The organism is Leisingera sp. S132 (assembly GCF_025144465.1).
Lineage (GTDB): Bacteria > Pseudomonadota > Alphaproteobacteria > Rhodobacterales > Rhodobacteraceae > Leisingera.
In genome coordinates this window covers 2,170,197-2,189,994 of sequence record NZ_CP083553.1, presented here as the reverse complement: position 1 = coordinate 2,189,994, position 19,798 = coordinate 2,170,197, and the positions used below count along the sequence as shown (strand labels likewise).

The following is a 19,798-nucleotide window of genomic DNA, read 5'->3' as shown; positions in this document are numbered from 1 at the left end:
AATATTTGGCCCAATGGACATACCAGGAGTGTTCTGATGACCCGCCCGAACCCGAACTTTGACCTGACGGTTGAAGATGTGGATCTGATTGAAACCGCGCTGAGCCAGTCGCAGAAAATCCTGTCGCACCGCCATCTGTCTTATGAGCATGGCGCGCAGATCGAAGGCGGGGCAAACATGGAGAAGGCGGTGCAGACCGGGGAGACGCTGAGCCGGATCCAGAACCTGCTGGGCCGTTTGCAGATGCAAAAAGTGAGCGGGACACCGGCTGCCGGATTGTCCTGACCGGCCCTCAGCCAAGCGAGGGGCCAGCCCCTCGCGCTCGCCGGGTTATTCGGCTGGCGACGGCACGCCTTCGCGGATCATGGCGGAATAGTCAGGACCGACCCCGTGCGCCTGTGCGATCGATGTGATGCTGCCAAGCGCGCGCAGGTCTTCGACACTTCGGCTTTGATCCAGCACGCCCTGTTCCCAGGCGAATTCCGGCAAGTAACCGTTTGCCAGCACCCGCCAGTCCAGCGGCACGTCACCCGCGAAGCTGCGGATCAGAGTCATCACGACTGTGGTGCAGTTGGTGGTCAGCGAATTATACCACTGGGGCTGTGCCGCCAGGCTGTTGGCGGTCTCGACATACTTCAGCAGCAGGTCCCGGCCGGTGTCGGGGCTGACACCGATGCGGAAAAGCTGCACATCTTCGCCGCGGGCATTGGTGCGGGTGCCGACCAGATCGCGTTCATCCGCGGCGACCAGAACCAGCGTGTTGGACTTGAACAGATCGGCGACGGGGGAGAAGCCGCCGCCCAGCTGGCGCCGCACCTCGACGGACCAGGCGATGTGGTCGCCGCCCTCAAAGCCGAAGCTGACGATCATATGTGCCATCTGCGGGCCGGCCCAATAGGACATGAAGAGGTCGGTGGATTGCAGCTTGGTCAGATCATAACTGCGGGTCTCCCAGGCCTCGGTGAAGTCTTCAGGCGTTTCCCAAGCGAAGTTGCGCACGTTTTCGAGGGTGAGGATGTCGCCCTCGACCGTGCCGGTCACTTGTTGGGCTACATCGGGCGACCAGTTGCGGTCTGCGGGCGGGGTGAGGGTGGACCACCACAGGAGCACGGCAGCCAGCGCCAGCGTAAAAGTGGTGAGCGCGCGCAGGGCGCCGCGGCGGAACAGCCCGGCGATGACGGCAAGACCGAAAAGGGCGAAGCCGCCTGCCAGCACGCCGCGGCCCAGCGCCTCGAACGGCAGCCTGTACCACAAGGCAAGTGCGGCCCAGGCTGTTGCAAGCACAACAGCTAGAATGACAGCGCTAGTGAAAATGCCCTTGAAAAGTCTGAACATGCCTGCTCGGTCCCTGAAAAATTCTGGCGGACCATAAGGAAGGCGAAGGGGGAGTTGCAAGCAGGCAGTGCACCCGCTTGCGGGGCGGGCGGAGCCATGCCACATCTTGGGAAAAGCACAGGAGAGCAAAGACATGCCAGCCGCATCTTACCTCGAGACCGCCCAGGGCCGCCGGATTGCCTATCACAAGAGCGAGGGGCAGGGGCCGTGCGTGGTGTTCCTGGGCGGGCTGAAGTCGGACATGGAAGGTACCAAGGCGGTGCATCTGGAGGCCTGGGCCAAGGCGCGCGGGCAGGCGTTTCTGCGGTTTGACTATTCCGGCCATGGCGAAAGTTCCGGCACCTTTGAGGAGGGCTGCATCGGCGACTGGCACGAAGACACGCTGGAGGCGGTGGCGCAGCTGACCGAAGGGGAGATTGTGCCGGTGGGGTCGTCGATGGGGGGCTGGCAGGCGCTGCTGCTGGCGCGGGAACTGCCGGAACGGATCAAGGGTCTGGTGACCATCGCCGCAGCGCCGGATTTTACCGAGGACGGCTATTGGGCCAACTTCTCGGATGCGCAGAAGGCTGAGCTGGAGAGCCGCGGTTACGTGGAGCTGCCGAGCGATTACATGGAGCCTTACCATATCTCTAAGCGGATGATTGAGGACGGGCGCAAGCGGCTGGTGCTGCGCACACCGCTGTTCCTGCCCTTCAAGGTGCGTTGCCTGCAGGGAACGGCGGATACCGCGGTGTCGACAGAGACCGCGCTGCGGCTGATGGAGCATGCGACCTGTCCCGACATGCGGCTGAACCTGGTGAAGGACGCAGATCACCGGTTCTCGGACGAGGCCTGCCTGAAGATGATCGAGGATGCGGTACTGGACGTCCTGGGCGGCGCCTGATGCGCCGGTTCCGGCGTGCCTTTGGGCGGGGACTGCTGGCCCTGGCGGTGCCCGTTGCGGCGCTGACGGTCTTTGGCCCTTATGAGAATGTGGACCTCACCGCCGGTTTCGATGCGCGTAAGTTCGGTGAAGGCGTTCAGGTTTACTTTGAACGCGTCGAGAGCCGCTACGGCGATATTACCCCCGGCACGGAAAAGCGCGTGGTTTGGGCTGGGCAGGCAGAGACGCGGACGCCCGTGTCGGTCCTGTACATCCATGGGTTCTCCGCCACTTCCGAAGAAATCCGTCCGGTGCCGGACCGGGTGGCTGAAGCCTTGGGCGCCAATCTGGTCTTTACCCGGCTGACCGGCCACGGGCGATCCGGGGAGGCGATGCTGGAGGCCACACCCAAGGCGTGGATGCAGGACACGGCAGAGGCGCTGGCGGCAGCGGCGCAGGTGGGTGAGCGCGTCGTTGTGATCGCCAATTCTACCGGCGCGACCCTCGCCACGGTGGCGGCGCTGGATGCGGGCCTGGCGCAGAATATTGATGCGCTGGTGCTGATGTCGCCGAATTACGGGCTGAACACGGTTTTTGCGCCGCTCTTGACCTGGCCGGCCGCGCGCCACTGGCTGCCGCTGCTGGCTGGGCGGGAGATAGAGCTGCCGGTGCGCAGTGAAGCCTATGGGCGTTTCTGGACCACGCGGTATCCGTCACAGGCCGTACTGCCGATGGCGGCCATGCTGAAAACAGTGCGGGGGATGGATTTTGCCATCGCAAATGTTCCTGCATTGTTCTGGTATTCGGATGGCGATAAGGTGGTGCGGCCGGACATCACAGCTGAGGTCGCCGCAGCCTGGGGCGGCCCGGTTGCTGTGAACCTGGTGCCGCCAGGCGCTGCGGACGATGTGCATGGCCACATTCTGGCTGGAGACATCGTGTCGCCCAGCCAGACGCAGGCGGCGGTGGATGGCATTTTAATTTGGTTGAAAACACAAGGATTTGAATGATGGAGCAGAGGGTTAGCCTGATTACACTGGGTGTGCCGGACATGGAAAAGGCGGCCGCCTTCTACGAGGCCCTGGGCTGGAAAAGGGCTGAAAGCCCGGATGGGGTGATTGCATTTGACCTGATTTCGCAGACGCTGGGCCTTTATCCGCTGGCGGCGCTGGCGGAGGACATCGGCTTGCCGCCTGAAGCTCTGGGTACCGGCGCCATGACGTTGAGCCATAACACCCGCAGCAAGGAAGAAGTGGCGCAGTTGCTGGCAGCAGCAGCGGGGGCTGGAGCTGACGTGCTGAAGCCGGCTCAGGATGTGTTCTGGGGCGGCCATCATGGCTATTTCCGCAGCCCGGACGGGCATGTCTGGGAGGTCGCCTTTAATCCGTTCTCGCCGCTGGCTGAGAACGGCGCGTTCTGCTGGAACGGTTACTGAGCGTGGCGCGTTGGCGGCAGTTCTTTTGTAAATTGCCGCCATTCCGCGGTTTTCCTTGATCCGCAGGTGTGCTGTGCGCAGACTTCCCTGACGGGTGGGAGGCAAACCGCGAGGGCAGGACATGCCTTATGATCAGCAACCGTGCCGCGAACCCCTGGTTCTGCTGCCGGGCATGATGTGCGACGGCAGGATTTTCTACGCTCAGGTCAGGACGTTTTCCGGCAGCATGCCGGTGATGGTGCTGCCGCTGGCCGGCGGCGACACGGTGGAGAAGATCGCAGCCCGGATGCTGAGCCATCTGCCGCCGCGCTTTGCTCTGGCGGGGTTTTCGATGGGCGGTATTCTGGCAATGGAACTGGTGCGCCGGGCACCGGAACGGATCAGCCGCCTATGTATCATCGGGGCCAGCCCGCTGGCCGAGACGCCGGATCAGGCCGCCAGCCGGGAGCCGCAGATTGTCGCTGCGCGCGCCGGACGGCTGGAGGATGTGCTGCGGGAGACGATGCCGACAGAAGCGCTTGCCCCGGGGCCCTTGCGGCTGGAGGTACACAAGCTGTTTTGCCGGATGGGCATGGAGCTGGGGCCGGAAATGTATGTGGCGCAGGCGCGCGCCCTGCAGCGGCGGCCCGATCAGCAGGCCGCGATGCGGCGGGTGCATGTGCCCACGCTGGTTCTGGGCGGTGAGCATGACACGATCGTTCCGCCGGCTAAGCTCGATCTGCTGGCACAGCTTATCCCGGAGGCGCGGCTGGAAATCCTGCCGGATGCCGGGCATTTTCCGGTTCTGGAGCAGCCGGATGCCGTGAACCGGGCGCTGCTGCATTGGCTGGCGGAGCCAGTAGCCGACCGTGCTGCTGAGCCCGCCCTTTCCGCTCAGGGATAAAGTTTCGCGCGCTCTGTCTTGCTGATAAGCTGCGGCTCCGCCGCCGGCTTGCCGGTCTCCGCATCAAAGAACGGCGTGTCCTTCCACCGGCCTGACAGCCGCGCGGTGATCATCCGGCTGAGAATGCCCCAGGCCATGGCGCCGCCGCCCTTGGTGCGGGCTTGCTTGCCGGCAGTGGGGATGAAGGCCTTGGCGCGGATCTTGCCCAAGGCGGATTTGTCCTGAAACAGGTCTGAACGCATGCCGGCAAAGGGCAGGCCGGGCTTGGCCAGGGTATTGGCAAAGGGGGTGCCGCAGCAGGACGCATACCAGCGCAAAGGCCCGCGGGGGCCGAGGCGAAGCGCCTTCAGATGCTCTGCGCCCTGGGTGATGGTGATGGCATCGGGGGCAAGCTGAAAAAGATCGACTGGATCGGGCGCCGGATCGGGCTGGCCGTGGTACAGCTCATTGGCGCGGCAGTCGGCGCAATAGCAGACAACGCGGGTGCCGGTCTTGATGCCTTGCGCAGAAACTACGCCGCGCAAGGCCCCGCAATTGCAGGAGAACGCCAGCCCGTCCGCCATACGGTCAGGCAGCCGTGTTTTTGTTGGCAGGGTTGCGTACCGGCTTCTTGCGGCTGTTGGCGTTCATGAAGTCGATCACCAGCGGACGGATATTGTTGCGCCAGCTGCGGCCTGCAAAGATGCCGTAATGGCCGGCGCCCGGTTCCACATGGCTGGCCTTCTTCTCCTCCGGCAGGCCGGTGCAGAGATCCAGCGCGGCGATGCACTGGCCGGGAGCGGAGATGTCGTCCTTGGCGCCTTCAACGGTTTTGACCGCCACATCGGTAATCTTGGAGAAGTCGATCTTGTGGCCGTTCACCACGAATTCGTTGCGGGCGATCTCGCGCTTCTTGAAGATGCGCTCGACCGTGGACAGGTAGAACTCCGCCGTCATGTCCATCACGGCGAGGTATTCGTCGTAGAAGCGGTTGTGGGCATCGTGGTCGGAAGCTTCGCCGCGGGACACGCGCTGGATCTGGTCCATGAAGGCCTTGGAATGCCGTTCGCCGTTCATCGACATGAAAGACGCGAGCTGCAAAAGGCCCGGGTAGACCTTGCGGCCGACGCCCTTGTACTTGTAGCCGACGCGCTGGATCATGGTTTCCTCGAGCTGGCCCATGGTGACGCGGCGGCCAAAATCGGTGACTTCGGTGGGGGTGGCGTCCGGGTCCACCGGGCCGCCGATCAGCGTCAGCGAGGACGGCTGCGCCTTGGGATCCTGCTCCGCCAGATAGGCGGTGGCGGCAAGCGTCAGCGGCACCGGCTGGCAGACCGCGACCACATGGATGTCGGGGCCCAGCTCGCGCATGAAGTCGACGAGGTAAAGCGTGTAATCCTCGACGTCGAATTTCCCTGCAGAAACAGGGATGTCGCGGGCGTTGTGCCAGTCCGTCACATAGACTTCACAGTTCCTGATCAGACTTTGCACGGTAGAGCGGAGGAGGGTGGCGTAATGGCCGGACATCGGGGCAACCAGCAGCACCTTGCGCGGCTGTTCCTCACGTCCGCTGACCTTGAAATGGATGAGGTCGCCAAAGGGGCGCTCCAGCACATTGGAGATTTCAACAACGTGGTCCTTGCCGTCTTCGCAAGTGAAGGATGGGATGCCCCAGTCGGGTTTCACCACCATGCGCTGATAAGTACGTTCCGTCACTTCACCCCAGGCGGCCATCCAGCTGAGGGCAGGGTTTGGCAAGGCGGAAAAGACCGGGTAAGATGCCATGGAGAGGGCGGTGGCTCCCAGCCATTGGTTGGTGTTCCGGACGGTCTCCATCAGGTCGTAGGTCATCATGTATCGCATGCGCGTCTCCTTCGGGCTTTGCCCCAGCGTCATCGGACCAACAAATCCGGACTATCGGACCAATCGCCGCTTTGCCCTGAAAAATGCAGAAGAGTATTCTGCATAGCAGAAAGCCTATGAGGGATTCTTTTATATGACAACTAGTGACGAATTATCCGCAGCCCCGAATTCTGAGAGCATTGAAAAGCTTAAGGAAAACATGACCCGTGTGGAGGAGCTGAGCAAACGTCTGGCGGATGTCATGTCCCGGAAGGTGCCGCATAACCCGGCGTTGGACGGCCCGAATCAAGAGCTTTATGCGCGTGCAGCAACTGCCTATTGGGCCGAAGCGATGCAGAACCCGGCCAAGATCCTGGAGCAGCAGGTCGAGTACTGGAGCAAGTCTGTGCTGAATTTTGCCGAAGCGCAGAAAGCCCTGGCTGGAAAATTTGAGAACACGGATGACGGCGGCCCGAAGGACCGCCGTTTTTCGAATCCGCTGTGGGAGACCAGCCCGTACTTCAATTTCGTGAAGCAGCAGTACACGACCAACGCGGATGCGATCCGCAAGGCGGTGCAGGAAGCTGTGGACCTGGACCGCAAGGACAAGCAGCGGCTTTCATATTTCGCCGATCAGATCATCGAGATGATGGCGCCGACCAATTTCCTGCCGACCAACCCGGACGCGCTGGAGAAGGCTGTGGAAACAGAGGGCCAGTCGCTGATTGACGGTCTGGAGAACCTGGTTACCGATCTGGAGGCCAACAACGGCGAACTGGTGGTGCGGCTGGCGGATGAGAGCGCTTTTGAGCTGGGCGGCAATATCGCCACCACGCCGGGTGATGTGGTCTACCGCAACCGGATGATGGAGCTGATACAGTACAAGCCTGCGACGGAGTCCGTGCATGAAACACCGATTGTGCTGTTCCCGCCGTGGATCAACAAGTTCTACATCCTCGACCTCAAGGCGCAGAACAGCCTGATCAAATGGGTGACCGAGCAGGGATATACGCTGTTTGTGGTCTCCTGGGTGAATGCGGACGCCAGCCATGCTGATGTGGGGATGGAGGATTACATCCAGGAGGGCTTCCTTGCCGCGATCGAGACCGCCAAGGAGATCTGCAAGGTGAAGCAGGTGAACGCGGTGGGCTATTGCATCGCGGGAACCACGCTGAGCCTGACGCTGTCATTGCTGAAACAGCGCGGCGACAAGTCGGTGAAATCGGCGACCTTCTTTACCACCCTTACCGATTTCGGTGATCAGGGTGAGTTCACCCCATTCCTGCAGAATGATTTCGTCGACGGGATCGAGGCGCAGGTGGAGGAAGAAGGGTTGCTGCGGTCGTGGGTGATTGCGCGCACCATGTCGTTCCTGCGTTCCAAGGACCTGATCTACGGCCCGGCGGTCAAAAGCTACATGATGGGTGAGACGCCGCCTGCGTTTGACCTGCTTTACTGGAACGGCGACGGCGCCAACCTGCCGGGCCGGATGGCGGTGCAGTATCTGCGGGGCCTGTGCCAGAACAACGAGTTTGTCGGCGAAGGGTTCGAGCTGATGGGCCACAAGCTGCATATCAAGGACGTGGATGTGCCGCTGATGGCGATCACCTGCGAGACCGACCATATCGCCCGCTGGAAGGACTGCTATGCTGGTGTGCAGCAAATGGGGTCGCGCAGCAAGAGCTTCATCGTATCCGAGTCCGGTCATATCGCGGGCATCGTCAATCCGCCCAGCAAGAAGAAATACGGCCATTACACCAACGATGATTTGAAGGGCGGCAGCGAGGCCTGGATGGAAGGCGCGGAGTACCATGAAGGCTCCTGGTGGCCGCGCTGGAACGACTGGCTGAAGAAACGCTCCGGCAAGCAGGTTCCTGCCCGCGAGGTGGGGGATTCGAGCTTCGCCTCTTTGATGCCGGCCCCGGGCTCCTATGTGAAGGTGAAGGCAAACCGTTGAATTTGCAGGTGCGGAAGAATTTTTTCTGCACTGCAGCAAAAATCTCTTGAAATGCCGCAGTGCAGCACGCATATTCCTCTCATGCTAAGAGCGCAGGATGGTCCTGCTGCAGCTTTCTGAGGAATTAGAACTATGGCAAAGACCCAAGACTTCACCGCGATGATGAAAGACTTCATGGGCGCCTTCCCGGTCGACACCAAAGCGATGGAAGACGCATTCAAGAACACCGCAGCTCTGAACGAGAAGCTGTCCGCTGTTGCACTGGACGCAGCCGGCAAATCCGCCGAGATCTCCAGCAAGTGGACCAAAGAAACCATCGCCAAGCTGAGCGACGTTTCCAAAGTCAAAGCAGAGCCGGCCGACTACGCAAAAGCCGCAACCGACTTCGCATCCGCTTCCGCTGAAGTGGCTGCCGAGAACATGGCTGCCTTTGCTGAGGTCGCCAAAAAAGTCCAGATGGACACCGTTGAGCTGCTGATGGCTGCTGGCAAGGACGCAACCGAAGAAGCAACCGCAGCCGTGAAAAAGGCCACCGAAGAAGTGACCTCGGCTGCGAAAAAAGCTTCGGCAGCTGCCAAGTAAGAACGACCACGATCCGGCCCTCGCTCTCCTCCCTGATGGCGCCGGAACGTGAAGAAGGGCAGGCCGCAAGGCCTGTCCTTTTGCATTTCAGGGATCACCCGGATTTCACACCTTACTCCGGCAGCCCGGCGCGGCGCAGCCCATCGCAGTAGTGTTCCAGGTCTTCTGTTTTGGCAAAGGGCAACGTGCCCTGGATGCGGGTGACGGAGAACCCGGGTTCCAGCTGTAGGATGCGCCCGCATTCCTGGGCCGCGGCAGCCCGGTCGCCCAGCTGGCCGTAGCAGGCCGCCAGATGGCGGCGCGGGGCAGGGAAGCCGGGAAACAGCCCTACCGCCTTGTTCACTTCAGAGATGCCTGGCCGGTACTCCCGGCACATGTACAGCGCCAGTCCCTTGAACCAATGAAAATAGGTCGGATGGAACGGGTTGCGTGCGGTGGCCTCTTCCAGCTCGGCAAGCGCTTGTTCCGGCTGGCCCTGATAGACCATTGCAAGGCCGCGGAAAGCCATGGTGTCGGTGTCATTCGGGTTGAGCGCCAGGGCGCGCTGGAAATGATCCTCGGCCAGGGGGAACTCGCCCTTGAACAGGTGCATGACGGCCAGACGGCGCTGCGCGACGCTGTCCAGCGGGTCGATACGGGCGGCACGACGCAGTAGCGGGAAGGCCCGGTCCAGGGTTTCCGCAGGCGACTTGCCCCAGCCGCTCATCCATTCCACCAGGTAGGTCAGCGCGAGGCCTGAACAGGCCGTGGCATTGCCGGGGTCGGCATCGCTGGCCTGCTGGTACAGGCTGCGGCATTGCAGCAGCGCCTCGCGGGTGTCCAGGATCAGCGCCTTTGCTTTCAGCACAAGGTCTTTCGCAGTCATAGGGCTGCCGGCTGCAGGGAGCGCAGCCGATTTCCGTTTTGCGGTGGCCTGCAGCTGTCCTGCCAGCGTTTGCGTGATCTGCCGGGTCAGGGCGTCCTGCTGGCCAATGCTGGCTCCGTCCTCCAAATGGTATTGCTCGCTGAGCAGCGTAGTGCCGCTGATCCCATCTGCCAGAGAGACGGCAACCCGCAGTTTGTCCGGCAACTGCCGCACTGTGCCTTCGGCCAGGTACCGCACCCCCAGCTCAACCGCGGCCACGGAAGTTTCAGACGCGCGGCGGGCGTAGCGCAGCGCTGTCGTCCGGGATATCACCCGCAGTTCGCGAAAGCGGGAGAGACCGATTGTGATGTCTTCGGTCAGGGTTTCCGCCAGGCCGTTTGCACTGTCCGAAGCGGCAGGTTTTCCGGTAAACGGCAGAATCGCAACAGAGATTTCATAGGAGGGGCCTTCGGGATCCAGCTGCGGCATGGTGTTTTCGGCAATGCGGAATATCCGCACCGGATCGGATATATTGCGGATGACCTGCAGGCCCAGGTCATCGAAGGCAGCATTGATCCGTCCGCGAACCTGTTCCTGCACGGTGCCGGAGACACAGATTTCGCCCGGCCCGGCCAGGCTTTCGAGCCGGGCGGCAATGTTGACGCAGTTGCCGAACAGGTCGTCTCCGGACGAGATCACATTCCCGCTGTGGATCCCCATTCGCAACACAAGACGCCTGGTGCCCTGGCTGGCTGCCCGGCCCGTTGATTTCCTGGATATCAGCAGGGCTGCCTTAACAGCCTGCAGGGAGGAGGGGAATTCCAGCAGGAACCCGTCCCCCAGTGTTTTGACAAGCTGGCCTGAATACTGACGCGCTGCGGGCACGATGATCTCGTCCGCCAGTTTGCGCACGGCCGCAACAGCCTCGGTTTCTCCGGTTTCCACCATCGCGGAGAACCCGGCCACGTCAGCGATCAGAATGGCAGCTTGTCTCTGTCTGTCCCCTTGGTCAGCCATATTCCCTGCCACCACAGACTCAAAGACCTGATGCCCATTATATCATATTGAGAGTCTTTTCGAAAATTTAGATGCAAATAATATGATACATTATTCAATGGTTTCTGTCCGGGCTTTAAAACTGCGCATCGCGGAAGCTGGCGAATTGCGGTTGCCAGCCGGTCAGATCGCGCAGCTTGCCGGAGCCCATCTTCTGGTCCAGCGTGGGGCCTTCGGCCCAGTCTCCGTATTTGATCAGCACATGTTTCAGGCTGCGCACCACATAGCCGCCGTCATGGCTCCGCCGGCGGGCGATCTCGCGGGTGATTTCGGCCACCGGCACGCCATCCTGAGCGCTGGCGTTGAAATGACCCTCTAGGTCCGGATCCTCGAGGAGCAGGCGGTAAGCGCGGGCCAGATCCTCGCGCTGGACCAGCGGCCAGCGGGTGGAGATGCTGCCCCAGATCTCGAACGGTTTGGCCTGGCTCGCGGCCTCCAGATAGCGGGAAAACGCGCCGCCGTCTTCGTGGTAGACCAACGCAGGGTGGATCACCGCGGCGGAAACGCCTGGGGCGTCCAGCACCATGCGGGCGTTGTGTTGCATCCAGGCAAACGGTTTGATCGGCCGCATCGGGCTGGTTTCATCGGCAACGCGGCTGCCGGTGGCGCCATAGAGCCAGCACCCGCCGGTATAGATCATCCGCAGCGGCTGCGTGCGGAGGGCGGTTTGCTGCAGGATTGCGGTGATGGCCGTGGTATCGGCCTCGCCCATGTCATCTTCGAAGGTTGCGGCCAGCTGGATCAGGCCATCCGTACGGGCCGCTTCGCGCACCCAGACGCCAGGTGCGCGCAGATCGCCCCGCAGGGGGCGGGCGCCCAGGGCTGCCAGCTTACGGTCCGATGTTTCAGACCGGCTGAGGCCGGTGACATTGTGGCCGCGGCGGACCAATTCCCGGGTGACGGCGGTGCCGATTGAGCCGGTGCCGCCCAGGATCAGGATGTTCATTGCTGTATGCTCCCGCTCAAAAAACTGCTGCGGGGGTACTGATAAAAGCTCAAGCCGGGTTCAGGTCAAGCGGTTTTTGCTGCAGACGCCGCAGGGGTGTACAGAACAATTGTTGCGGAAAACACGCCAAGGCTTCCCTTTTGTTCTGCACTGGCATAGGCTTCGCTGCAATGCGTCATGACCGGGGAGGGAACACATGGCAGATCAGGACAAACCCTTGCTGATCAAACGGTATGCGAGCCGGCGGCTTTATAACACCGAGACCAGCGATTACGTCACGCTGGAAGATATCGCGGGGTTCATCCGGGAAGGCCGGGAAGTGCAGATCGTCGATCTGAAAACCGGCGACGACCTGACCCGCCAGTACCTGCTTCAGATCATCGCCGAGCATGAAAGCCGCGGCGAAAACGTTCTGCCGGTCAATGTGCTCAATGATCTGGTGCGCAGCTACATGGTGCCGGGCGGCGGGGTCATGCCGCAGTTCCTGCAGACGTCCTTTGACATGCTGCGCGAAAGCCAGTCGAAGATGATGGAAAACATGAGCGCAATGAACCCGATGTCCAAGATGCCGGGGTTCGAGGCAATGAAGGCGCAGCAGGAGGCGTTCCTGAAGGCAATGACCGGCGGTTTCGGCGCCGGCGGCTGGACGGGCGGCGCGGCTGAGGAGGCGAAATCCGAAAGCAGCGGCGAGGATCTGGACGACATCAAGAAACAGCTGGCAGCGCTGCAGGAAAAATTGTCGAAGATGAAATAACGCCCAAGCCCGGCGCGGACATCCAAATTAACACACAAGCCCCTGTCCGGTTCGGCGGGGGCTTTTTGCTGCGCGGTTACTGACGGGTGCGGATCAGGAGCCGACCTCAACCTTCAGCACGTTGTGCAGGCGGTGATAGGGGGCGTTCTTAACGATCTTGTCCAGATCTTTTGCCGCTGGCTGCGGACGCGCACGCATGAAAAGATAGGCACTGGCGCCAAAAGACAGGGCGCAGGCGCCGATGATCGTGCTGACGATGACAGTCTCAAGTCCCATGGCTTCAAACATGCGTTTCTCCGGTTGCACTGCCAATATAGGGGAAGAAAGCTGAAAATTCCATATCACTTCCCCTCCTTCTTCAGTTTGCCTGCTTCCAGCACATGGCGGGCCAGCGAGTCGGCGCTGTCCCGGTCTTGCGCGCGGCGGCGCATCTTTCCCCGTCCGCCGATGCGGGAGGCGGTAGCAAAAACAAATCCCGAAAATGACAGCAGGGTGAGGCCAAAGGCCAGCCCGCCGGTCACCGTGCCGGCAATTGCCGCGCCAAAGCTTGCCAGCAGCGCGCCAGCGGCCAGACGCTGGGCCCATTGGCCGATGACCTGATCGGCGTCACGGGCCTGGGCCTCAGCCTCCGCGGCCTCAGAGGCATAGGCAGTCAGCAAGTCAGCAACAGCCAGACCGCAGTCCGGATCGTTGGCTGTACGGATGGCCGCCAGCAGAGCGGCGCGTTCCGCGCGGTCGGACACAACCGCGGAGATGATCTGGCGCAGCTCATCACCGGGGACGGCATCGCCCATGCTCAGGGAGTTTGCCATGGCCACCAGCGCGGTGGCCGGGCGCCGTTTGAATTTCAATGGGCCTTTCATGAGCGGCACCGTGGACGGCACAAGACTGGATTGCAATCGCGAAAAGGCCCCGGCGCAGGGGCCGGGGCGGGAACTCGCTAAAGCACTGTCGATCTCAGGCGGCGGCTTTGCCCATTGTCTCTTCTGCGGCAGCCAGCAGGATGTCTGCAATCACGTCCAGCTCCGTGCGGGTCAGGCGCACCGGCAGGCGCACGTCGCAGGCCCTCATCAGCATGGTGCGGGTCTGGGGCAGCTCGGGCTGGTCGCCCAGGAACTGCCAGTTCCAGAAGGCGCGGGCGTTGTCGGTAGACAGGCCAAAGACCTGCACCTTGACGCCCTTGGCCTCTGCGGCGGCGGCAAAGGCACGGGTCTGTGCCTCGCTCAGATCCACCAGGTTGAATTGGATTGAGTCCGGTGCGCGGCGTTCCGGCCCCAGCGGTGCGGGCACGTCGAAGAAAGGCGAGGCGTTCAGCCGCTCCGCTACATAGTTGTGGTTGGCCAATCCGTCGCGTACCCGGCGCGCCAGTTCCGGCAGCTGCGGGCGGATCACCGCGGCGGAGAGGTTGCTCATCCGCAGGTTATACAGTGGCAGCTGGTTCTGCCACTTTGCAAAGGCCTGCTCCAGGTCCGGGGTGTTTTCGCCATGCGGGCCCTTGTGCTTTTTCCAGTTGTGCTCATAGGCGCCGGACATGATTGCGGCGCGGGCGATCAGGTCGGCGTCGTCGGTGATCAGGATACCGCCTTCGCCGGCGTTGACCATCTTGTAGGACTGGAAAGAGAAGCAGCCCACCTTGCCGATGGTGCCGATGTTCCGGCCATTCCAAGTGGTACCCAGAGAATGGGCCGCATCCTCGACCACCGGAATGCCGCGGGCCTCACAAAGAGCCATGATCGCGTCCATGTCTGAGGTATGGCCGCGCATGTGGCTGATGATCACCGCCTGCACGCTGTCCAGCTTGGCTTCGAAATCAGCCATGTCGATGCGGTAGTTGTCCGCCACCTCACACAGCACCGGCACGCAGTCGGCATGCACCACAGAGGAGGGCACGGCGGCAAAGGTGAACGCCGGGATCAGAACGCGGGCATCGCGGGGCAGGCCAAGCGCCTTCAGCGACAGGAACAGCGCCGCCGAGCAGGAGGAGACCGCCAGCGCGTATTTGCTGCCCAGAAGCTCCGCGTACTCCTGTTCCAGCAGCGTGACCGGCGCATCCTGTGGCGCGGTGTAGCGGAACAAGTCGCCCGATTGCATCAGGGCGTCGATGGCGTCGCGGGCGGCTGCGGGAATGGGTTCAGCGTCATGAACGTTGGGCGGCAGGGCCATATTTCAAAATCCTGAATAGTTGCTTTGAGAAATGTAAAACTAAGTGCTCAGGATGCCAAGACCGGACGCGGCGGAATCTGCTGCGCCCGGCAAAATTTCACAGAATTGTTGCGGAGTTGCGCGGAAACCGGCTCGGGCCGCTGCCTAGACGCCCAGCCGGTCGCGCATGGCAAACCAGGTCATCGCCAGCACCAGCAGCGGCGAGCGCATCCGCGGCCCGCCCGGAAAGCGCGGGGCGGGGACACGTGCCAGGGTATTGAACCCCTCGGCTTGGCCCCGGATCGCCTGCGCCATCAGCTGGCCCGCATGGGTTGCGGTGCCGACACCATGGCCGGAGTAGCCGGAGGCGGTCAGCACATTGGGTGCCAGACGTGCCAGGTAGGGCATCCGTTTCATGGTGATGCCCAGAGTGCCGCCCCAGGCATAGTCGATCTTCACATCCTTCAGATGCGGGAAGATCTCGGCCATAGGCTTGCGCACTGTGGCCTGAATATCTGACGGGAACCGGTAGCCATAGCTCTCGCCGCCGCCGAACAGCAGCCGCTTGTCATGGCTGAGGCGGAAGTAGTTGACCACGAACTTGGTGTCCGCGACGGCGACGTCACGGGTCAGCACCCGGGCGGCGTCCTCGCCCAGCGGTTCGGTGGCCACCACGAAGTTGTTGATTGGCATCACCCGTGCTGCCACCTGGCCGTTCAGCCCGCCGAGGTAACCGTTGCAGGCCAGGATCAAGTGGCCCGCGGTTACGGTGCCGCCCGCGGTGCGGATTCGCAGCTGGCGGCCCTCCTGGATGTCCAGCACTTCGCTGCCCTCGTGGATCACGGCCCCGGCAGCGGCGGCTGCGCGGGCCAGCCCCAGCACATAGGCAAGCGGATGCAGATGGCCCGCACCCATATCGAGAGAGCCCCCAACATAGGCCTGCGACGGGCAGAGCGCCTGCATCGCGTCGCGGTCCAGCAGCTCGATCTGATCATAGCCGTAGCGGTTTTGCAGATGTTCCGCGTAGGTGTGCTCATGCGCCGTTTCGCCCTTGGAGAAACAGGCGTGCGCGACGCCGGGCTTCAGGTGGCAGTCGATGCCGTGGCGGGCCACCAGATCCTTCACCAGATCCTTGGCACCTTCGGCCAGATCCCAGAGCTTACGGGCATCATCCAAACCGACCAGCTTTTCCAGCCCGTCCTGCTCCATCCGCTGGCCGCTGCCCAGCTGGCCGCCGTTGCGGCCCGAAGCGCCAAAGCCCACCCGCTGCGCTTCCAGCAGAGTAACGGACAGGCCGGCTTCTGCCAGATGCAGCGCGGCAGAGAGGCCCGTGTAGCCGCCGCCGACGATGCAGACGTCCGCCTTTATGTCGCTGTCCAGCGCGGGAAAGCGCTCCAGCGGCGCGGCGGTCGCCGCATACCAGCTGTCCGGATACTCGCCCTTGCGGTCATTGGAATAGAGCAGGTTCATCGCCATCCCGCACCTCACCTGTTGGCGGGGGCCCCGGAAGGCGTCCCGCAGTTCTTCTTTGCCAAAGTACTCAAGTGCACAGGCGCTGCACCTGGGCGCAGCGCCTGCGGCTTTAGACGTTCATCAGCAGATGCTCGCGCTCCCAGGGGGAAATCACCTGCAGGAACTCCTCATACTCGGCGCGCTTCACGATGGAGTAGACGCGGGCAAAGTCCGCCCCCAGCACCTCGTGCAGCTCCTTGGCCTCGTCGAACAGGTCCAGCGCCTGGCCCATCACCTGCGGGATATCGCCTTCGCCTTCATAGGCGTCGCCCTTGAACTGCTTGCGCGGGCGCTCCTCGTTGATCAGGCCGAGATAGCCGCAGGCCAGCGACAAAGCGATGCCCAGATAGGGGTTGCAGTCCATGCCGGCGATGCGGTTTTCCACCCGCCGCGCCTCAGGGCCAGACAGCGGCACGCGTATGCCGGTGGTGCGGTTGTCGCGCGCCCATTCCAGATTGATCGGCGCGGCGTGGTCTTTCACGTAGCGGCGGTAGGAATTCACATAGGGTGCCATCACAGCCAGACCGGCAGGCAGGTGGTTCTGCAAACCTGCGATGAAGTTGTAGAACGCGTCCGTCTCGCCGCCCTGGGGGCCGGAGAAGATGTTCTGGCCGGTTTCCACATCCAGGATCGAATGGTGGATGTGCATGGCCGAACCGGGCTCATCCTCGATCGGCTTGGCCATGAAAGTGGCAAAGCAGTCGTGGCGCAGCGCCGCCTCGCGGATCAGGCGCTTGAAGTAGAACACCTCATCCGCCAGCTTGACTGGATCGCCGTGGCGCAGGTTGATCTCCAGCTGGCCGGCGCCGCCTTCCTGGGTGATGCCGTCGATCTCGAAGCCCTGCGCCTCGGCAAAGTCGTAGATGTCGTCGATGACGGGGCCGAACTCGTCCACTGCAGTCATCGAATAGGCCTGACGCGCCGCAGCCGGGCGGCCGGAGCGGCCCATCATCGGCTCGATCTCCTTGGCGGGGTCGATATTGCGGGCAACCAGGAAAAACTCCATCTCCGGCGCCACAACCGGTTTCCAGCCCCTGTCGTGGTACAGCTGCACCACGCGCTTCAGAACGTTGCGCGGGCTGTAGGGGATCGGCTGGTCATGCCGGTCATAGGCGTCGTGGATCACCTGCAGGGTCCAGTCGCCGGTCCAGGGCGCAGCCGTGGCCGTCGACATGTCCGGTCTCAGGGTCATGTCCTTTTCGATCCAGCCGTCCTCATCCGCGGCATCGGCCCAGTCCCCGGTGATGGTCTGGTAAAAGATGCTGTCGGGCAGATGGAAATAGTCGGTCTTTGCGAACTTCGATGCCGGTACCGCCTTGCCGCGGGCGATACCGGGAAGGTCCGAGATAACGCATTCGACTTCGTCGAGACGACGCCCCTCCAGATAGGCTTTTGCTGCTTCGGGAAGGGTGTCGAGCCAGGCTGACATTAGGTCCTCTCTTTCCTGTAAAAATCTGCGAGGAGGGTTGCGATATCTTGGTTGTCCACGGGGGTGTCCAGCGCAGCGGCTGCACGGTCCAGCAGGTCGTCAGGCACCACGCCGCGGCCGCGTTTTTCGATCAGGCCGCCAACGAAGGCATTGGGGAATTCAGGATGGGGCTGCCAGGAGATGATGTGGTCGCCATAGGCGAGGATGCCGTTCCGGCAAAAATCATTGCCGCCAAGCACGCGGGCGTCTTCGGGCAGCTTCACCACCTGGTCCTGGTGCCAGGCGTTCAGTGTCAGGTCCTTGCCATCCGCCTGATAGGTGACCGGGCCGACGGCCCAGCCGCCTTCGAACTTCTCGACCTTGCCGCCAAGCGCCTGGGCGATGATCTGATGGCCGAAGCAGATGCCGGCCAGCGGCTGCTTCTGCGCATGGATGGCCCGGATCAGATCCTCCAGCGGCGGAATCCAGGCGTGGTCCTCATAGGCGCCGTGCTTGGAGCCGGTGATCAGCCAGGCGTCGGCGTCCTGAGGCCCGTCAGGCAGAATGCCGTCCACCACCGCCCAGGTCTGAAACTCAAACCCGTTACCATCCAGCATGTCGCGGAACATGGCGTCGTAGTCGCCGAAGTCTCCGAACAGGTCTTCGGGGGAGTGGCCGGTTTGCAGGATGCCGATTTTCATGAGTCACCAAATTTGATCAAATTGAGCCTAGCCGAGGGAGCCGCAGCGGGCAAGGGCCTTGCCGGACGCCGCAGGCAAAGCGGGTTTATACCGCTTCCAGCCAGGACAGCCAATGGCTTTCCCCGGGGCGTTCCGCAAAGCCCTTGAGCTCCTGCCGCTTGGTCATCACCAGGTTGCGGATGGCGAGGTCCGGCAGAATGCGGGCGATCAGCGGGTCGGTGTCGAACCAGTTGATCGCGGTCTCCCAATCAGCGGCCAGCTGCGGCAGGCCCTCGATCTCGTAGATGTTGCCGTCGGAAGGGGCGGGCGGCTGCATCTTGTCTTCGATCCCGGCCATGGCCGCGCCCAGTACCGCGGCGAGCATCAGGTAGGGATTGATGTCGCCGCCTGCGACCCGGTGCTCGATGCGGCGCGCCTTGGGGCTGCCGCCGGGAATGCGGATGGCAGCGGTGCGGTTTTCATAGGCCCAGGCGGCACTGACCGGGGCGTGGGCGCCCGGCACCAGCCGGTCATAGGAGTTGCCATGCGGGGCAAAGATCAGCGAGCTGGCAGGCATCGCCGCCAGACAACCGGCCACTGCGTGCATCAGCAGATCAGACCCTTTGTCGCTGCCGTCATCAAAGATGTTGTTGCCGTCCTGATCCTCGACCGAAAAATGCACATGCATACCGATACCGGCCTCGTCGGCATAGGGTTTGGCCATGAAGGTCGCGGCAAAACCGTGTTTGCGCGCAAGCCCTTTCACCAAAGCCTTGAACAGCCACGCATCATCGGCGGCGCGCATGGCTTCCTGATGAAGAAGGTTGATCTCGAATTGGCCGAGGCCGGCCTCGGAAATGGCGTCCTGTGCCGGAATGCCCATCGCCTCTGCGCCGTCGTAGAGATCGGAGAAGAACTCGTCAAAAGCGTCCAGTTCGGCAATCGACAGCACCGATTGCTGGTCCAGTTCGCGCCCCGTGAGCGGGTCGATCGGCGGGGCCGGGCGGGCGCCGCTGTCGTCCAGCAGGCTGAACTCCATCTCGGTCGCGGCAACTACGGTCCAGCCGCGGGCGGTGTAGCGCGACAGCACTTCGCCCAGCACATGGCGGGGATCGCCCAGAAAAGGGGAGCCATCCTCCCAGTACATCGCCATCGGCACCAGCGCCGACGCGGTCTTAAGCCAGGGCATCGGCACCGGGCCGCGTTCGGTGGGCAGCATCACGCCGTCGGCGTCGCCGGTTTCAAACACCAGCGGACTGTCTTCGACATCGCGGCCCCACAGGTCGACGTTGAGGGCGGAAACCGGCATCCGCGCGCCGCCGCTTTCCAGCTTGCCTGCCTGGCTTGCGGGCAGCCGCTTGCCGCGCATCTGGCCATTCATGTCACAGGCGGCAATGCGGATTGTCTTCAGTCCGGGCAGGTCCATTTGGGGCTCCATTCGTGCGTTGCGCCAACCCTAGCCTAAGGAAATCCATTCGCCAAGATAATTTGATCAAAAGTTTGAAGCGGTGGCGGGAAGGCGTGTTTCAGGGACGCGCGCCGGGCCGCTTGGGGGACCGTATGTCTGTCCGTGCTTGGGGT

20 protein-coding genes are annotated in these 19,798 nt (G+C 62.6%); 8 read left to right on the top strand and 12 right to left on the bottom strand.

What is annotated here, in order from left to right:
• The first annotated feature begins 36 nt into the window (after positions 1-36).
• Positions 37-285 (top strand): hypothetical protein, encoded by a 249-nt coding sequence (locus K3725_RS10785; protein ID WP_260015347.1) that lies wholly within the window; start codon positions 37-39, stop codon positions 283-285.
• Between the two features lie 45 nt (positions 286-330).
• Here the strand turns inward: K3725_RS10785 and K3725_RS10780 are convergent, their stop codons facing one another.
• Positions 331-1,335 carry a DUF4105 domain-containing protein gene (locus K3725_RS10780; protein WP_260015346.1) on the bottom strand — a complete coding sequence of 335 codons (1,005 nt, stop codon included), beginning with the start codon at positions 1,333-1,335 and terminating at the stop codon, positions 331-333.
• Between the two features lie 133 nt (positions 1,336-1,468).
• Between K3725_RS10780 and K3725_RS10775 the strand changes: the two genes are divergently transcribed.
• From K3725_RS10775 to K3725_RS10760, 4 genes are all read left to right on the top strand, one after another.
• Positions 1,469-2,218, top strand: a complete 750-nt coding sequence (locus tag K3725_RS10775; RefSeq protein ID WP_260015345.1) for a carboxylesterase — start codon at positions 1,469-1,471, stop codon at positions 2,216-2,218.
• Positions 2,218-3,207, top strand: a complete 990-nt coding sequence (locus K3725_RS10770) for a carboxylesterase (RefSeq protein WP_260015344.1) — start codon at positions 2,218-2,220, stop codon at positions 3,205-3,207. The genes K3725_RS10775 and K3725_RS10770 overlap by 1 nt, the downstream gene beginning before the upstream one ends.
• Positions 3,207-3,632 carry a VOC family protein gene (locus K3725_RS10765; RefSeq protein ID WP_260018598.1) on the top strand — a complete coding sequence of 142 codons (426 nt, stop codon included), beginning with the start codon at positions 3,207-3,209 and terminating at the stop codon, positions 3,630-3,632. The genes K3725_RS10770 and K3725_RS10765 overlap by 1 nt, the downstream gene beginning before the upstream one ends.
• Before the next feature lie 121 nt (positions 3,633-3,753).
• Positions 3,754-4,515 (top strand): alpha/beta fold hydrolase, encoded by a 762-nt coding sequence (locus K3725_RS10760; RefSeq protein WP_260015343.1) that lies wholly within the window; start codon positions 3,754-3,756, stop codon positions 4,513-4,515.
• Here the strand turns inward: K3725_RS10760 and K3725_RS10755 are convergent.
• Positions 4,506-5,078 carry a DUF6151 family protein gene (locus tag K3725_RS10755; protein WP_260015342.1) on the bottom strand — a complete coding sequence of 191 codons (573 nt, stop codon included), beginning with the start codon at positions 5,076-5,078 and terminating at the stop codon, positions 4,506-4,508. The two genes, K3725_RS10760 and K3725_RS10755, sit on opposite strands and share 10 nt — an antisense overlap.
• A gap of 4 nt (positions 5,079-5,082) precedes the next feature.
• Complete coding sequence (phaZ, locus tag K3725_RS10750; RefSeq protein ID WP_260015341.1) at positions 5,083-6,357, bottom strand: polyhydroxyalkanoate depolymerase; 1,275 nt, start codon at positions 6,355-6,357, stop codon at positions 5,083-5,085.
• Between the two features lie 133 nt (positions 6,358-6,490).
• On the opposite strand from phaZ, the gene K3725_RS10745 reads away from it, so the two are divergent.
• Both K3725_RS10745 and K3725_RS10740 read left to right on the top strand, forming a co-directional pair.
• Positions 6,491-8,293, top strand: a complete 1,803-nt coding sequence (locus K3725_RS10745) for an alpha/beta hydrolase (protein WP_260015340.1) — start codon at positions 6,491-6,493, stop codon at positions 8,291-8,293.
• A 132-nt stretch (positions 8,294-8,425) separates the two neighbouring features.
• Positions 8,426-8,875 carry a phasin family protein gene (locus K3725_RS10740; protein ID WP_260015339.1) on the top strand — a complete coding sequence of 150 codons (450 nt, stop codon included), beginning with the start codon at positions 8,426-8,428 and terminating at the stop codon, positions 8,873-8,875.
• A gap of 112 nt (positions 8,876-8,987) precedes the next feature.
• On the opposite strand, the gene K3725_RS10735 is transcribed toward K3725_RS10740, so the two are convergent.
• The gene (locus K3725_RS10735) at positions 8,988-10,736 is read right to left on the bottom strand and encodes an adenylate/guanylate cyclase domain-containing protein (protein ID WP_260015338.1); all 1,749 of its coding nucleotides are present in this window, start codon (positions 10,734-10,736) and stop codon (positions 8,988-8,990) included.
• Positions 10,737-10,851: 115 nt separating this feature from the next.
• The gene (locus K3725_RS10730) at positions 10,852-11,721 is read right to left on the bottom strand and encodes an NAD-dependent epimerase/dehydratase family protein (RefSeq protein ID WP_260015337.1); all 870 of its coding nucleotides are present in this window, start codon (positions 11,719-11,721) and stop codon (positions 10,852-10,854) included.
• A gap of 196 nt (positions 11,722-11,917) precedes the next feature.
• On the opposite strand from K3725_RS10730, the gene phaR reads away from it, so the two are divergent.
• Positions 11,918-12,475, top strand: a complete 558-nt coding sequence (phaR, locus tag K3725_RS10725; RefSeq protein ID WP_260015336.1) for a polyhydroxyalkanoate synthesis repressor PhaR — start codon at positions 11,918-11,920, stop codon at positions 12,473-12,475.
• A gap of 93 nt (positions 12,476-12,568) precedes the next feature.
• On the opposite strand, the gene K3725_RS10720 is transcribed toward phaR, so the two are convergent.
• The 7 genes from K3725_RS10720 to K3725_RS10690 form a co-directional block, all read right to left on the bottom strand.
• Complete coding sequence (locus tag K3725_RS10720; RefSeq protein ID WP_260015335.1) at positions 12,569-12,763, bottom strand: hypothetical protein; 195 nt, start codon at positions 12,761-12,763, stop codon at positions 12,569-12,571.
• 53 nt (positions 12,764-12,816) lie between these two features.
• Positions 12,817-13,338: a hypothetical protein gene (locus tag K3725_RS10715; protein WP_260015334.1), complete on the bottom strand. Its 522-nt coding sequence runs from the start codon at positions 13,336-13,338 to the stop codon at positions 12,817-12,819.
• Positions 13,339-13,432: 94 nt separating this feature from the next.
• Positions 13,433-14,638, bottom strand: a complete 1,206-nt coding sequence (locus tag K3725_RS10710) for a DegT/DnrJ/EryC1/StrS aminotransferase family protein (protein ID WP_260015333.1) — start codon at positions 14,636-14,638, stop codon at positions 13,433-13,435.
• 144 nt (positions 14,639-14,782) lie between these two features.
• Positions 14,783-16,093, bottom strand: a complete 1,311-nt coding sequence (locus K3725_RS10705; protein ID WP_260015332.1) for an FAD-binding oxidoreductase — start codon at positions 16,091-16,093, stop codon at positions 14,783-14,785.
• A 106-nt stretch (positions 16,094-16,199) separates the two neighbouring features.
• Positions 16,200-17,558: a glutamine synthetase family protein gene (locus tag K3725_RS10700; RefSeq protein ID WP_260015331.1), complete on the bottom strand. Its 1,359-nt coding sequence runs from the start codon at positions 17,556-17,558 to the stop codon at positions 16,200-16,202.
• The gene (locus K3725_RS10695) at positions 17,558-18,238 is read right to left on the bottom strand and encodes a type 1 glutamine amidotransferase (RefSeq protein ID WP_260015330.1); all 681 of its coding nucleotides are present in this window, start codon (positions 18,236-18,238) and stop codon (positions 17,558-17,560) included. The genes K3725_RS10700 and K3725_RS10695 overlap by 1 nt, the downstream gene beginning before the upstream one ends.
• 85 nt (positions 18,239-18,323) lie before the next feature.
• Positions 18,324-19,643 (bottom strand): glutamine synthetase family protein, encoded by a 1,320-nt coding sequence (locus K3725_RS10690; protein ID WP_260015329.1) that lies wholly within the window; start codon positions 19,641-19,643, stop codon positions 18,324-18,326.
• Positions 19,644-19,798 lie beyond the last annotated feature (155 nt).